This window comes from Aliamphritea hakodatensis (assembly GCF_024347195.1).
In the GTDB taxonomy this organism is placed as follows: domain Bacteria; phylum Pseudomonadota; class Gammaproteobacteria; order Pseudomonadales; family Balneatricaceae; genus Amphritea; species Amphritea hakodatensis.
Window position 1 is genome coordinate 4,760,136 of sequence record NZ_AP025281.1, and the last position, 14,919, is coordinate 4,775,054.

Sequence of the window (14,919 nt, forward strand, 5' to 3'; positions counted from 1 at the left end):
GGCATCAACTCCTATTACTTAGCGATTACTTCGCCGTTGGATTTGAAGAAGCGAACTTTGTTGCCATCTTCCAGAACCTTGAAGCCAACACGATCACCTTTACCGGTTGCCGCATTGAAGATCGCAACGTTGGAAACAGCGATAGCCGCTTCTTTCTCTACGATGCCACCAGGCTTACCCATCATAGGGTTAGGCTTGGTGTGCTTCTTCACCATGTTGATGCCAGATACAATCAGGCGATCATCAGCAAGTACACGTAAAACTTTACCGCGCTTACCTTTATCTTTACCTGCAATGACGATTACTTCGTCGTCACGAATAATTTTTCGCATGTTTTCCTATCCTTTCCTACTACCCTCTCATGCTCAAAAACGCCAACCCCGTTAAGAGTTAGCGTTTTTCAAAAAAATCAAACTTAAGAAGTTAGATTTTTAAAGCACTTCAGGCGCCAGGGAAATGATTTTCATAAACTTCTCAGAGCGAAGTTCACGAGTTACTGGTCCAAAAATACGAGTACCAATTGGTGCGTCGTTGGCGTTCAGCATAACCGCAGAGTTTACATCAAAGCGGATAACTGAACCGTCAGGGCGACGAACACCTTTACGGGTACGAACTACAACAGCGTTAAGAACCTGGCCTTTTTTCACCTTACCGCGTGGAATTGCTTCCTTAACGGTAACTTTGATGATGTCACCCACACTCGCGTAACGGCGATGTGAGCCACCAAGAACCTTGATACACTGCACACGCTTGGCGCCGCTGTTATCAGCAACATCAAGCATAGTTTCTGTTTGAATCATGGTCTCTACTCCAAAATTCAGACTTATTTCTTCGCTTAACCTCTGTTTTCACAGTGGATTCTGGCGAAAAAACAAGTCTGCCAGAAGCAAAGGTGCGTTATCTTACACCTTTACTGCCTGTTCTTCAATCTTAACTAGCGTCCAAGACTTACTTTTTGAATACGGACGGGATTCAGCGATAACCACTGTGTCTCCCATGTTGCATTCATTCTGTTCGTCATGCGCATGCAGCTTAGTTGAACGAGTTACGAATTTACCGTAAATCGGGTGCTTCTCTTTACGCTCAACCAGAACGGTGATGGTTTTATCAGCTTTGTTGCTGACAACTTTACCGACCACTGTACGTGTACGTTTTTCTGCAGCCATTTTTAGTTACCTGCTTTCTCATTCAGTATGGTCTTAGCACGCGCGATATCACGACGTACCTGACCTAACATATGGTTCTGAGTCAGCTGACCAGTTGCTTTCTGCATACGCAGATTGAACTGATCCTTCAAAAGACCCAGCAGAGTTTGCTGAAGTTCTTCTGCGGATTGTTCGCGCAATTCAGTTGCTTTCATCACATCACCGTCCGTTTAACAATAGTGGTTGCTACTGGTAATTTAGCAGCCGCCAGATTGAATGCTTCAGTGGCCAGATCATCAGGTACACCGCTCATTTCGAACAGTACTTTACCTGGCTGAATCTGAGCTACCCAGTATTCAACGCTACCCTTACCTTTACCCATACGCACTTCAAGTGGCTTGCCGGTAATCGGCTTATCTGGGAACACACGGATCCAGATTTTACCACCACGCTTTACGTGACGAGTCATGGTACGACGAGCAGCTTCGATCTGACGAGCTGTGATACGTCCGCGACCTGTGGCTTTCAGAGCAATTTCTCCGAAGCTAACAGCGCTGCCGCGCTGAGCCAGACCACGGTTACGACCTTTCATTACCTTACGGAATTTCAGTCTTTTAGGTTGCAGCATTGATAATTACCCCTACTTTGAACCTTTCTTTTTAGGCGCAGCATTCTTCTGAGCACGCACTTCTTCAATGCCGCCCAGGATCTCGCCTTTAAAGATCCAGACTTTAATACCAAGCACACCATAAGTAGTATGCGCTTCATAAGTACCGTAATCGATATCAGCACGCAGAGTGTGCAAAGGTACACGACCTTCACGATACCATTCAGAACGTGCAATCTCTGCACCGCCCAGACGGCCACCTACCTGAATTTTGATACCCTTAGCACCCAGTCGCATTGCATTCTGTACAGAACGCTTCATTGCGCGACGGAACATTACACGACGCTCCAGCTGGCTCGCTACGCTTTGAGCAACCAGTTTCGCATCCAGTTCTGGCTTACGGACTTCTTCGATGTTGATGTGAACAGGCACGCCCATCATTTTAGAAACAGCGTTACGCAGTTTCTCTACATCTTCACCTTTTTTACCAATCACGATGCCTGGACGGGCTGTGTGAATGGTGATTTTTGCATTCTGTGCTGGACGCTCGATATCGATGCGGCTCACAGAAGCGGCTTTCAACTGACCTTCCAGATACTCACGTACCTGAAGGTCATTCAACAGTTTACTTGCGTATTCGTTCTTGTCTGCATACCACACAGAAGTGTGATCTTTAACAATGCCCAGACGAATACCTGTTGGATTTACCTTCTGACCCATAGTGGTATCTCCTAGCAGTCAGCGACCTTAACGGTGATGTGTGAGGTACGTTTCAGAATACGATCTGCACGACCTTTCGCACGCGGCTTAATACGCTTCATCGTCATACCTTCGTCAACGAAGATCTCAGATACGCGTAGTTCGTCAATGTCAGCACCTTCGTTGTGCTCTGCGTTAGCAATAGCAGACTCAAGTACTTTCTTAACTAAAACCGCACCTTTTTGAGGGCTGAAAGCCAGAATTTCAAGGGCTTCACCCACCGCCTTTCCGCGGATTTGATCGGCAACCAAACGCGCTTTCTGAGCGGAGATATGGGCGCCTTTGTGCTTAGCGGCTACTTCCATTTTCTATACTCCCGAATTAGCGTTTAGCTTTCTTGTCTGCAGCGTGACCCTTGTACGTACGGGTAGCAGCAAACTCGCCTAATTTATGACCAACCATGTCCTCGGTGATAAACACCGGTACGTGCTGACGGCCATTATGGACTGCAATCGTTAAGCCTACGAAGTTCGGAAACACCGTAGAGCGACGAGACCAGGTTTTGATCGGACGACGATCATTGGCCTCAATTGCAGCCTCTACCTTTTTCAACAGGTGAAGGTCGATAAAAGGACCTTTCTTCAGTGAACGTGGCACAGCTGTATCCTCTGATTATTTCGCTTGACGACGACGTACGATCAACTTATCAGTACGCTTGTTCTTACGAGTCTTAAGACCTTTAGTCGGCATACCCCATGGAGACACAGGATGACGACCACCAGAAGTACGACCTTCACCACCACCATGCGGGTGATCAACAGGGTTCATAGCAACACCACGCACAGTTGGACGCACACCGCGCCAGCGTTTAGCACCAGCCTTACCCAGAGAGCGGAGGCTGTGTTCAGAGTTGCTTACTTCACCCAGAGTCGCACAACAGTCAATTAAGACTTTACGCATCTCACCGGAACGCAGACGCAGAGTTGCGTGCGCGCCTTCACGAGCCACTAACTGAGCAGAAGTACCGGCAGAACGTGCAATCTGAGCACCCTTGCCTGGCTTCATTTCAATACAGTGAACTACGCTACCCACTGGGATGTTACGCAGTGGCAGGCAGTTGCCCGGCTTGATGTCAGCGTCCTGACCAGAAATGACACGGCTGCCAGCTTTAACGCCCTTAGGAGCGATAATGTAGCGGCGTTCACCGTCAGCGTATTTCAGCAGGGCGATGTGCGCAGAACGGTTTGGATCGTATTCCAGACGCTCAACAACAGCAGGAATACCTTCTTTGTTACGACGGAAGTCGATCAGACGGTAATGCTGCTTGTGACCACCACCAATGTGGCGGGTTGTGATGCGACCATAGGTGTTACGACCACCGGTCTTGCTTTTCTTTTCGACCAGAGCAGCAAATGGCTTGCCCTTGTGCAGGTCGTTATTAACAACCTTAACGACGTGACGACGGCCAGCAGAGGTCGGTTTAGATTTAACAATAGCCATTCTTATAACCCCTCTTATTCGCCATCGATGAAGTCGATGTCGTGACCATCAGCCAGGCAAACATATGCCTTACGGATGTTAGAGCGCTTACCTAAGCCACGCTGAGTGCGCTTGGTTTTGCCCTTCACGTTTACGATGTTCACGCCAGTTACTTTAACTTCAAACAGCTGCTCAACGGCCTTCTTGATTTCAGGCTTAGTTGCGTCAGCCGCTACGCGGAATACAACCTGCTGAGAACCTTCAGCAACAATTGTTGCTTTCTCAGAGATGTGCGGTCCTAGCAGTACTTGATAGATGCGTCCTTGGTTCATGCTAACGCCTCCTCAATTTTCTTAAGAGCAGCGACAGTAACCAGAACTTTATCGAAGCCTACCAGACTAACAGGATCGATGCCGGCAGCGTCGCGTACATCAACGTGAGGTACGTTACGTGCAGCCAGATACAGATTCTGCTCTACGTCTTCGGTAATCAGCAGTACATTTGCCAGCTCAAGTTCATTCAACTTAGCAACAAACTGCTTGGTCTTAGGGGCTTCTACGCTGAAGTTATCAACAACAACCAGACGCTCCTGACGAACCAGTTCGGAGAAGATGCAACGCATAGCAGCGCGGTACATTTTCTTGTTTACTTTCTGAGCATGGTTACGCGGTGCAGCTGCGAAAGTTACACCACCAGTACGCCACAGAGGACTACGAATAGTACCGGCACGTGCACGGCCAGTACCTTTTTGACGCCATGGCTTAGCACCGCCACCGCTTACAGCGGAACGGTTCTTTTGTGCCTTGGTGCCTTGACGACCACCGGCCAGGTACGCAGTAACGACCTGATGAACCAGTGATTCATTGAATTCTTTACCAAACGCCAGGTCGGAAACTTCAACAGATCCGCCAGCTCCTGCAAGATTCAGATTCATTACAAACCCCCTTAGGCGCCAGCTTTAACAGCTGATTTAACGATTACGTCGCCACCGGTGGCACCAGGGACAGCGCCCTTAACCAACAGCAGATTACGCTCAGCATCGATGCGAACAACTTCCAGGGACTGAACGGTTACACGCTCCGCACCCATGTGTCCTGCCATCTTCTTGCCTTTCCAAACGCGACCAGGAGTTTGACACTGACCAATAGAACCAGGAGCACGATGAGAAAGTGAGTTACCGTGAGTAGCATCCTGCATGGAGAAATTCCAACGCTTGATACCGCCCTGGAAGCCCTTACCTTTGGACTGCCCGGTTACATCAATTTTCTGACCCGCTTCGAAGCGTTCAACAGTCAGTTGATCACCAACATTAACTTCTTCGTCACCAGACAGACGAAACTCCCACAAACCACGACCTGCTTCGGTCTCAGCTTTGGCAAAGTGACCTGCCATTGCTTTAGTTACGCGGTTAGCGCGACGTGATCCTACAGTTACCTGCACAGCAGTGTAACCATCGGTATCAGCAGTCTTAACCTGTGTAACACGGTTCGGTTCCACCTCGATGACTGTGACTGGCACTGACACACCATCTTCATTGAAGATACGCGTCATACCTGCTTTACGTCCGATTAAACCTACAGACATTTTTCTAACCTCAATTGCCAGTTGTGTACGGGGCTTTTTACCCGCTATGGCTGCCCGTCCAGGGCATTCCACACGCAAACTAAAAGTCTGCGCATCTGTCTAATTAGCCTAAGCTAATTTGCACTTCGACACCCGCAGCAAGGTCCAGCTTCATCAGTGCGTCAACAGTTTTTTCTGTTGGCTCAACGATGTCCAGAACACGCTTGTGTGTGCGGATTTCGTACTGGTCACGTGCATCTTTGTTCACGTGTGGCGAAATCAGCACTGTAAAGCGCTCTTTGCGAGTAGGAAGTGGGATCGGACCATGCACCTGAGCTCCAGTCCGCTTAGCAGTCTCAACGATCTCCTGAGCGGAAGAGTCAATCAGGCGATGATCAAAAGCTTTCAGACGAATTCTGATTTTTTGGTTCTGCATTTCGATCACACATTTCCTAGATTGTTAAACGGCTTACGCCGACCTAGCCCCAATTAATGGGGTAGCGCATTCTACTTAACCCCCATAGGCAAGTCAAGGCTATTTATTAACCAGTAATAGCATCACCCCAACCCACTCACAGAGGCCATTATTTTGGCCGCCGGCACGGATCATTCACATCCGTTTTTGCAGGCACAAAAAAAGACCCCGAAGGGTCTTTTTTTCAGGCAAGATTATCGATTATTCGATGATCTTTGCAACAACGCCCGCACCTACTGTACGACCGCCTTCACGGATCGCAAAGCGCAGACCTTCTTCCATTGCGATTGGGTTAATCAGGGTAACATCCATCTTGATGTTATCGCCTGGCATTACCATTTCAACGCCTTCTGGAAGTTCACAAGCACCGGTGATGTCAGTTGTACGGAAGTAGAACTGTGGACGGTAACCTTTGAAGAATGGCGTGTGACGGCCACCTTCGTCTTTGCTCAGTACGTATACTTCGCCTTCAAAACGCGTGTGAGGCGTAATAGAACCTGGCTTAGACAGTACCTGACCACGCTCAACGTCGTCACGCTTAGTACCACGCAGCAGTGCACCAATGTTCTCACCTGCACGACCTTCGTCCAGCAGCTTACGGAACATTTCAACACCCGTACAGGTAGTTGTCTGAGTTTCACGGATACCTACGATCTCAACTTCAGAACCTGTGTTCACGATACCACGCTCAACACGGCCTGTTACTACAGTACCACGACCGGAGATTGAGAATACGTCCTCGATTGGCATCAGGAACGGCATGTCGATTGCACGCTCTGGCTGAGGAATGTATGAATCCAGTGCTTCAACCAGGTTTTTAACTGCAGTTGTACCCAACTCGTTATCATCCTGACCGTTCAGAGCCATCAGTGCAGAACCTGCAATGATTGGCGTGTCATCACCTGGGAATTCATACTGGTCAAGCAGCTCACGCAGCTCCATTTCAACCAGTTCCAGCATCTCAGCGTATTCTTCAGAGTCAACACCGCCGCAATCTTCAGCCAGCAGGTCAGCTTTGTTCAGGAATACTACGATGTAAGGTACACCTACCTGACGAGACAGCAGGATGTGCTCACGCGTCTGTGGCATTGGACCATCAGTCGCGCCACATACCAGAATCGCACCGTCCATCTGAGCAGCACCAGTGATCATGTTTTTAACATAATCGGCGTGGCCCGGGCAGTCTACGTGCGCGTAGTGACGTTCGTTAGAATCGTATTCAACGTGAGAAGTCGCGATAGTAATACCACGCTCACGCTCTTCCGGTGCATTGTCGATACCGTCAAATGCTACCGCTTCACCACCAAATACTTCTGCACATACGCGAGTCAGCGCTGCTGTCAGAGTTGTTTTACCGTGGTCAACGTGGCCAATTGTACCAACGTTAACGTGCGGCTTATTACGTTCAAATGTTTGCTTAGCCACGATCAATACCTCTTAAATAATTAGGTAATTTATTTTGCATTGATTACCGCATCCGCAACCGCCTTCGGTGCTTCAGCGTAATCAGAAAATTCCATAGAATAGGTAGCACGGCCCTGTGTAGCGGAGCGAAGATCGGTTGCGTAACCGAACATCTCACCTAAAGGTACCTGGGCATTAATAATTTTGCCCGAACTACTGTCTTCCATGCCTTGCACAATACCACGACGACGGTTCAGGTCTCCCATCACATCGCCCATGTAGTCTTCCGGCGTTACTACTTCCACCTTCATCATCGGCTCAAGCAAACACGGATCAGCTTCCTGTGCGTACTTTTTAAGCGCCTGAGATGCGGCGATTTTAAACGCCATTTCATTGGAGTCAACATCATGGAAAGAACCGTCGAACAGACGCGCCTTCAGGCCAATCAGCGGATAACCGCCTATGACACCGTTCTTCATCTGCTCTTCTATCCCTTTATGTACAGCAGGGATATATTCTTTTGGTATCGCACCACCAACAATCTCGTTAATGAATTCCAGACCTTCATCTTCAGACGGGCTGAACTCCACGACAACGTGACCATACTGACCACGCCCACCGGACTGACGAACAAACTTATGATTTGCCTCTACCGGTCGACGGATCTTTTCGCGATAAGCCACCTGTGGCTTACCTATATTCGCTTCGACGCTGAACTCACGGCGCATACGATCAACCAGGATATCCAGGTGCAATTCACCCATACCTGAGATGATGGTCTGACCGGTTTCTTCATCGGTTTCAACGCGGAATGACGGATCTTCCTGAGCAAGCTTACCCAGAGCAATACCCATCTTTTCCTGGTCAGCCTTGGTTCTCGGTTCAACAGCGACCGAAATTACCGGCTCAGGAAACTCCATCCGTTCCAGAACAATTTTCTGGCCCGGATCACAAAGGGTGTCACCGGTGGTAACATCCTTCATACCGATCAGAGCAGCAATATCGCCTGCGCGAACTTCCTTAATCTCTTCACGGTTATTGGAGTGCATCTGCACCATACGGCCGACACGTTCTTTCTTGCCTTTAACAGAGTTTACAACGCTGTCGCCGGAAGCCAGAACGCCGGAATATACCCGCACGAAGGTCAGCGTACCTACAAAAGGATCGGTTGCGATCTTAAACGCTAACGCAGCAAAGGGCGCAGTATCATCAGCCTCACGGGTTTCAAATACTTCACCTTCATCATCAACAGCCCCTTCGATCGCTTTTACTTCGACCGGAGACGGCATGTATTCGACAACTGCGTCCAGCATTGCCTGCACACCCTTGTTTTTGAATGCCGAACCGCACTGCATCAGCACGATATCGTTATCCAGCGTCCGGGCACGCAAACCAGCTTTGATTTCATCGTCAGATAAATCACCTTCTTCAAGGTACTTATCCATCAGCTCTTCAGATGCTTCTGCCGCCGCTTCAATCATCTGCTCACGCAGCTCTTCAGCTTTAGCCTGCAAATCAGCCGGAATATCCGCAAGATCATAGGTCATACCCTGATCGCTTTCATTCCAGAGAATCGCTTTCATACGAATCAGGTCAACTACACCCTTAAACTCGTCTTCAGCACCAATCGGCATGTTGATCGGTACAGCATTAGCACCGAGACGCTCTTTCAGCTGATCAACAACCATATAGAAGTCAGCACCGATGCGGTCCATCTTATTGACGAACACCATGCGGGGGACTTCATACTTGTTAGCCTGACGCCAAACTGTTTCAGTCTGAGGCTGCACACCAGAGGACGCACACAGCACTACAACAGCACCATCCAATACCCGCAGGGAACGCTCAACTTCAATCGTGAAGTCAACGTGCCCAGGAGTATCAATGATATTGATGCGGTGGTCTTCGAACTGCTGGTTCATGCCCTTCCAGAAACAGGTGGTCGCCGCAGAAGTGATGGTAATACCACGCTCCTGCTCTTGCTCCATCCAGTCCATGGTTGCCGCACCATCGTGTACTTCACCGATCTTATGAGAAAGACCGGTGTAGAACAGTACCCGCTCGGTAGTCGTGGTTTTACCCGCGTCTACGTGTGCACAGATACCAATGTTACGGTAACGTTCGATAGGCGTTTTACGAGCCACAACACAATCCTCAGATTTTTAGAAGCGGTAGTGAGCGAATGCTTTGTTAGCTTCAGCCATGCGATGAACGTCTTCACGTTTCTTAACCGCTGCGCCACGACCTTCAACTGCATCGCCGACTTCACCAGCCAGACGCAGAGCCATGGACTTCTCACCACGCTTACGGGAAGCGTCAACTAACCAACGCATCGCCAGGGCGTTACGACGGGAAGGACGTACTTCTACAGGCACCTGGTAAGTCGCACCACCAACACGGCGAGATTTAACCTCGACCATTGGCTGGATAGCTTCCAGAGCCTTATTGAAAATTTCGATTGGATCTTCGTTAGTGCGCTCGGAAATTTTATCCAGAGCACCATAAACGATTTTTTCTGCAACGGATTTCTTACCGCTAATCATCAGGTGGTTGATGAATTTAGCCAGTGTTGTGTTTCCGAACTTAGGATCCGGCAGAATCTCACGTTTTGCCGCAACTCTTCTTCTTGGCATGATAAGCCCCTTATCAGGTCTTCAGGTTATTTCAGGAATGGATACCTGACCTTACTCTTATGTGTTTGCGATCTAGCTAAGTAGTTTGCACCCTGTACAGGGCTTGACTGGCTTCGCTGTCCCGAAAAAACTATTAAGACTTAGGACGCTTGGTACCGTACTTAGAACGACCCTGTTTACGGTCGTTAACGCCACTGGTATCCAGTGCGCCACGTACTGTGTGGTAACGAACACCCGGTAAATCTTTTACACGGCCGCCGCGGATCAGTACTACAGAGTGTTCCTGCAGGTTGTGACCTTCACCACCGATGTAGGAAGTCACTTCAAATCCGTTAGTCAGACGAACACGGCAAACTTTACGTAATGCTGAGTTCGGTTTCTTAGGGGTCGTTGTATAGACACGGGTACAAACGCCACGACGTTGAGGACACGCCTGCAGAGCAGGAACGTCACTTTTAGCCGCTTTGCGTTTGCGTGGCTGTCGTACCAACTGGTTAATAGTTGCCATTAAGCAAACTCCACGCTTTAAAAAAGCACCAATAAAACGATGGGATTTTATTATCCCATCACGAAAGGGCCGAGATTGTACTCAATCTCGGCCCGCCAGGTCAATATTCGACCAGATTTTTACTCTGAATCTGGCATTGCTGCCTGATTCAGCGCTTCAGTCAGCGCCTGTTGAACGTCTTCTGCACTTACAGTAACGCTATCTTCAACCTGCATTGACTTCCGCTTACGCTCTTTGTGATACGCCAGACCGGTACCAGCCGGAATCAGACGTCCCACAACAACGTTCTCTTTCAGACCACGTAAGTAGTCTTTCTTACCGCTTACTGCCCCTTCGGTCAGTACACGGGTTGTCTCCTGGAAGGAGGCAGCAGAGATGAAGGACTCAGTTGCCAGCGACGCTTTGGTTATACCCAGCAGTACGCGGTCGAACTTAGCCGTAACTTTATCCTGCGCTTCCAGACGCTTGTTTTCTTCCACAACGTGGTGGAATTCAACCTGCTCACCGGTGATAAAGCTGCTGTCACCGCCAGCGGTGATTTCAACTTTACGCAGCATCTGACGCACAATTACTTCGATGTGCTTGTCGTTGATGCCTACACCCTGCAGACGGTATACATCCTGTACTTCGGTATTGATGTATTTCGCCAGCTCGGTCACACCCTTGATGCGCAGAATGTCGTGCGGGTTAGACGGACCGTCAGAGATCACCTCACCCTTCTCAACATGCTCACCTTCAAAGATGTTCAGGTTACGCCACTTAGGAATCATGATCTCGATCGGATCAGCATCCGCCGGGCTGATGACCAGACGCTTCTTACCCTTGGTTTCTTTACCGAAGGTAACCGTACCGGAAATCTCAGCCAGGATTGCAGAATCCTTAGGCTTACGTGCTTCGAACAGGTCAGCAACCCGTGGCAGACCACCGGTGATATCCTTGTTCACAGAACCTTCCTGCGGGATACGTGCCAGAATGTCACCAACACCTACGTCTGCACCGTTTGTCAGGTTCAGAATCGCATTGGCTGGCAGCAGGTACTGCGCAGGCTGATCGGTGCCAGGGTGGCACAGTTCATTGCCGCTGCCATCGGTCAGCTTGATCATCGGACGAATATCTTTACCCGCCGCAGGACGCGCTGCAGGATCCAGAACCTCGATGGTTGACAGACCAGTCAGCTCATCTGTCTGCTGCTTAACAGTAATGCCGTCTTCCATACCCACGAACTCAATCTTACCGGCTACTTCCGAAATGATTGGGTGGGTGTGCGGATCCCAGTTAGCAACGATTGCACCGGCATCAACACTGGAGCCGTCCTGAACCTTAATCAGCGCGCCGTATGGCAGCTTGTAACGCTCACGCTCACGACCGTGCTCATCGGTTACACCGATTTCACCGGAACGGGAAGTCGTCACCAGCGTGCCGTCAGCCTTCTCTACAGACTTCAGGTTGTGCAGACGGATTTCACCGGCATTCTTAACCTGAACACTGTCAACAGCCGCTGCCCGCGATGCCGCACCACCGATGTGGAACGTACGCATGGTCAGCTGTGTACCCGGCTCACCGATAGATTGTGCTGCGATGACACCGACTGCTTCACCCGGGTTAACCCGGTGACCACGGCCCAGATCACGGCCGTAACAGTTAGCACACAGACCATAGCTGGTTTCACAGCTGATCGCGCTGCGCACGACGATTTCATCGATAGAAGAGTAATGCTCATTGTCGCTCAGGCGCTTGACCCAGGCTTCATCCATCAGCGTGCCTTTTTCGATCAGCACGTTTTCGCCACTAGGATCCATGACGTCTTTAGCTACTGTACGACCCAGTACACGATCACCCAGGCCAACAACAACGTCGCCGCCTTCGATCAGTGCCTGCATAGTCAGGCCGGCTTCAGTGCCACAATCTTCTTCTGTAATAACCAGATCCTGCGCAACGTCTACCAGACGACGCGTCAGATAACCGGAGTTAGCTGTCTTCAGTGCGGTATCAGCCAGACCTTTACGGGCACCGTGGGTCGAGATGAAGTACTGCAGTACGTTCAGACCTTCACGGAAGTTTGCCACGATAGGGGTTTCGATGATCGAGCCATCCGGCTTCGCCATCAGACCACGCATACCCGCCAACTGACGAATCTGTGCAGCACTACCCCGCGCACCGGAGTCAGCCATCATGTATACAGAGTTGAAGGAGTCCTGATCAACCAGGTTACCTTCACGGTCAACAACCTGCTCTTTCTTCAGGTTGTCCATCATCTTCTTCGCAAGGATTTCGTTGGCACGTGACCAGATATCGATAACCTTGTTGTATTTCTCACCCTGAGTTACCAGACCGTCTGCATACTGCATTTCGATCTCTTTCACTTCAGAGTCAGCATCATTGATGATGTTAACTTTTTCATCCGGAATAACGAAGTCATTCACACCGATAGAAGAACCGGACTTAGTCGCCTGACTAAAGCCCATGTACATCAACTGGTCAGCAAAGATAACGGTATCTTTCAGACCTACGTTACGGTAACAAACGTTAATCAGACGTGAGATAGCTTTCTTCGTCATCGCCTGGTTAACCAGAGAGAACGGCAGACCACTTGGTACGATATCAAACAGCATCGCACGGCCAACAGTTGTATCTACGATAGATACTTTCTCTTCTTCGTTACCTTCGATGTCACGGATAACTTCTTTAATACGTACTTTAATCTTAGCCTGCAGATCGACCTGATGAGCACCATGAGCACGCTTAACTTCCTGGATGTCTGCAAACACAGAACCTTCACCAGCAACATTAATGCGGTCACGCGTCATCCAGTAAAGACCCAGTACCACGTCCTGAGACGGTACGATGATAGGCTCACCGTTGGCTGGTGACAGTACGTTGTTGGTCGACATCATCAGCGCACGCGCTTCAAGCTGAGCTTCAATGGTCAGCGGCACGTGTACAGCCATCTGGTCACCGTCAAAGTCAGCGTTGTATGCCGCACATACCAGTGGGTGCAGCTGAATCGCTTTACCTTCGATCAGCACAGGCTCAAACGCCTGGATACCCAGACGGTGAAGCGTCGGCGCACGGTTCAGCATGATCGGATGCTCACGGATGACTTCATCCAGAATATCCCATACTAACGGCTCTTCGCGCTCTACCATCTTCTTGGCAGCTTTGATCGTCGTTGCGTGACCACGCAGTTCCAGCTTAGAGAAGATGAATGGCTTGAACAGCTCAAGCGCCATCTTCTTAGGCAGACCACACTGATGCAGACGCAGGTACGGACCTACCACGATTACGGAACGGCCGGAGTAGTCAACACGCTTACCCAGCAGGTTCTGACGGAAACGACCCTGCTTACCCTTGATCATGTCAGCCAGGGACTTCAGAGGACGCTTGTTAGAACCGGTAATCGCACGGCCGCGACGGCCGTTATCCAGCAGCGCATCTACGGATTCCTGCAACATACGCTTTTCGTTACGTACGATGATATCCGGTGCACTCAGGTCCAGCAGACGCTTCAGACGATTGTTACGGTTGATAACACGACGGTACAGATCGTTCAGATCAGAGGTCGCGAAACGGCCACCATCCAGCGGTACCAGAGGACGCAGATCTGGCGGCAGAACCGGCAGAACGTTCAGGATCATCCACTCTGGCTTGTTACCAGACTGGTGGAAGCCTTCCAGCAACTTCAGTCGCTTGGACATCTTCTTGATTTTGGTTTCGGAGTTTGTCTGTGGCAGCTCTTCACGCAGGACTTCAATTTCTTCCTGCAGATCGATTGCCTTCAGCAGCTCCTGAACAGCTTCCGCACCCATGCGGGCATCGAAGTCATCACCGAATTCTTCCAGCGCTTCGAAATACTGTTCATCGTTCATCAGCTGACCACGTTCCAGAGTAGTCATACCCGGATCGATTACCACGAATGACTCGAAGTACAGAACACGTTCGATATCACGCAGGGTCATATCCATCATCAGGCCGATACGGGACGGCAGTGATTTCAGGAACCAGATGTGTGCAACCGGAGAGGCCAGCTCAATGTGACCCATACGCTCACGGCGTACTTTAGCCAGTGCAACTTCAACGCCACACTTCTCACAGATAACACCACGGTGCTTGAGACGCTTGTACTTACCGCACAAACATTCGTAATCCTTTACCGGACCAAAGATCTTGGCACAGAACAGACCATCACGTTCTGGCTTGAAGGTACGGTAGTTAATGGTCTCTGGCTTTTTAACTTCGCCAAAAGACCAGGAACGAATCATCTCAGGGGAGGCCAGGCCGATACGGATCGAATCGAACTCTTCCTGTTGTCCCTGGGATTTAAGCAGATTTAATAAATCTTTCATTTTCTTCGGCTCCTCGGGGGAGTATGCCGCCGAACGTATCTGTCGGCGGCAAACTATCCGTTA

18 protein-coding genes are annotated in these 14,919 nt (G+C 49.8%); all 18 read right to left on the reverse strand.

The window, feature by feature from the left end:
• Positions 1–14: 14 nt before the first annotated feature.
• A complete protein-coding gene (gene rplX / locus PCI15_RS21545) occupies positions 15–332 on the reverse strand; it encodes a 50S ribosomal protein L24 (protein WP_205659844.1) in 318 nt (105 codons plus the stop codon).
• Between the two features lie 99 nt (positions 333–431).
• Positions 432–800 (reverse strand): 50S ribosomal protein L14, encoded by a 369-nt coding sequence (rplN, locus tag PCI15_RS21550; RefSeq protein WP_261842601.1) that lies wholly within the window; start codon positions 798–800, stop codon positions 432–434.
• 102 nt (positions 801–902) lie between these two features.
• Positions 903–1,166 (reverse strand): 30S ribosomal protein S17, encoded by a 264-nt coding sequence (gene rpsQ / locus PCI15_RS21555; protein ID WP_271271943.1) that lies wholly within the window; start codon positions 1,164–1,166, stop codon positions 903–905.
• A 2-nt stretch (positions 1,167–1,168) separates the two neighbouring features.
• Positions 1,169–1,360 carry a 50S ribosomal protein L29 gene (rpmC, locus tag PCI15_RS21560; RefSeq protein ID WP_271271944.1) on the reverse strand — a complete coding sequence of 64 codons (192 nt, stop codon included), beginning with the start codon at positions 1,358–1,360 and terminating at the stop codon, positions 1,169–1,171.
• Positions 1,360–1,773, reverse strand: a complete 414-nt coding sequence (rplP, locus tag PCI15_RS21565) for a 50S ribosomal protein L16 (protein WP_205659841.1) — start codon at positions 1,771–1,773, stop codon at positions 1,360–1,362. The genes rpmC and rplP overlap by 1 nt, the downstream gene beginning before the upstream one ends.
• 12 nt (positions 1,774–1,785) lie before the next feature.
• Complete coding sequence (gene rpsC, locus PCI15_RS21570; RefSeq protein ID WP_205659840.1) at positions 1,786–2,472, reverse strand: 30S ribosomal protein S3; 687 nt, start codon at positions 2,470–2,472, stop codon at positions 1,786–1,788.
• A gap of 11 nt (positions 2,473–2,483) precedes the next feature.
• Positions 2,484–2,816 (reverse strand): 50S ribosomal protein L22, encoded by a 333-nt coding sequence (gene rplV, locus PCI15_RS21575; protein ID WP_271271945.1) that lies wholly within the window; start codon positions 2,814–2,816, stop codon positions 2,484–2,486.
• Between the two features lie 16 nt (positions 2,817–2,832).
• Positions 2,833–3,108, reverse strand: coding sequence for a 30S ribosomal protein S19 (gene rpsS / locus PCI15_RS21580; RefSeq protein ID WP_205659838.1), 276 nt, complete (start codon positions 3,106–3,108; stop codon positions 2,833–2,835).
• 15 nt (positions 3,109–3,123) lie between these two features.
• Positions 3,124–3,951, reverse strand: a complete 828-nt coding sequence (rplB, locus tag PCI15_RS21585) for a 50S ribosomal protein L2 (RefSeq protein WP_261842605.1) — start codon at positions 3,949–3,951, stop codon at positions 3,124–3,126.
• Between the two features lie 14 nt (positions 3,952–3,965).
• Entirely contained in the window at positions 3,966–4,262 is a 297-nt protein-coding gene (gene rplW / locus PCI15_RS21590; RefSeq protein WP_205659836.1) for a 50S ribosomal protein L23, read from the reverse strand.
• A complete protein-coding gene (rplD, locus tag PCI15_RS21595; protein WP_205659835.1) occupies positions 4,259–4,864 on the reverse strand; it encodes a 50S ribosomal protein L4 in 606 nt (201 codons plus the stop codon). The genes rplW and rplD overlap by 4 nt, the downstream gene beginning before the upstream one ends.
• An 11-nt stretch (positions 4,865–4,875) precedes the next feature.
• On the reverse strand, positions 4,876–5,514 hold the full coding sequence (rplC, locus tag PCI15_RS21600) for a 50S ribosomal protein L3 (RefSeq protein WP_271271946.1): 639 nt from the start codon (positions 5,512–5,514) through the stop codon (positions 4,876–4,878).
• 103 nt (positions 5,515–5,617) lie between these two features.
• Complete coding sequence (gene rpsJ, locus PCI15_RS21605) at positions 5,618–5,929, reverse strand: 30S ribosomal protein S10 (RefSeq protein ID WP_036511965.1); 312 nt, start codon at positions 5,927–5,929, stop codon at positions 5,618–5,620.
• A gap of 240 nt (positions 5,930–6,169) precedes the next feature.
• Positions 6,170–7,393 (reverse strand): elongation factor Tu, encoded by a 1,224-nt coding sequence (gene tuf, locus PCI15_RS21610; protein ID WP_271271947.1) that lies wholly within the window; start codon positions 7,391–7,393, stop codon positions 6,170–6,172.
• A 29-nt stretch (positions 7,394–7,422) separates the two neighbouring features.
• Entirely contained in the window at positions 7,423–9,516 is a 2,094-nt protein-coding gene (fusA, locus tag PCI15_RS21615) for an elongation factor G (protein ID WP_271271948.1), read from the reverse strand.
• An 18-nt stretch (positions 9,517–9,534) separates the two neighbouring features.
• On the reverse strand, positions 9,535–10,005 hold the full coding sequence (rpsG, locus tag PCI15_RS21620; protein WP_271271949.1) for a 30S ribosomal protein S7: 471 nt from the start codon (positions 10,003–10,005) through the stop codon (positions 9,535–9,537).
• A gap of 133 nt (positions 10,006–10,138) precedes the next feature.
• The gene (gene rpsL / locus PCI15_RS21625; RefSeq protein WP_205660170.1) at positions 10,139–10,513 is read right to left on the reverse strand and encodes a 30S ribosomal protein S12; all 375 of its coding nucleotides are present in this window, start codon (positions 10,511–10,513) and stop codon (positions 10,139–10,141) included.
• 119 nt (positions 10,514–10,632) lie between these two features.
• Positions 10,633–14,856 carry a DNA-directed RNA polymerase subunit beta' gene (gene rpoC, locus PCI15_RS21630; RefSeq protein WP_271271950.1) on the reverse strand — a complete coding sequence of 1,408 codons (4,224 nt, stop codon included), beginning with the start codon at positions 14,854–14,856 and terminating at the stop codon, positions 10,633–10,635.
• Between the last annotated feature and the right edge of the window lie 63 nt (positions 14,857–14,919).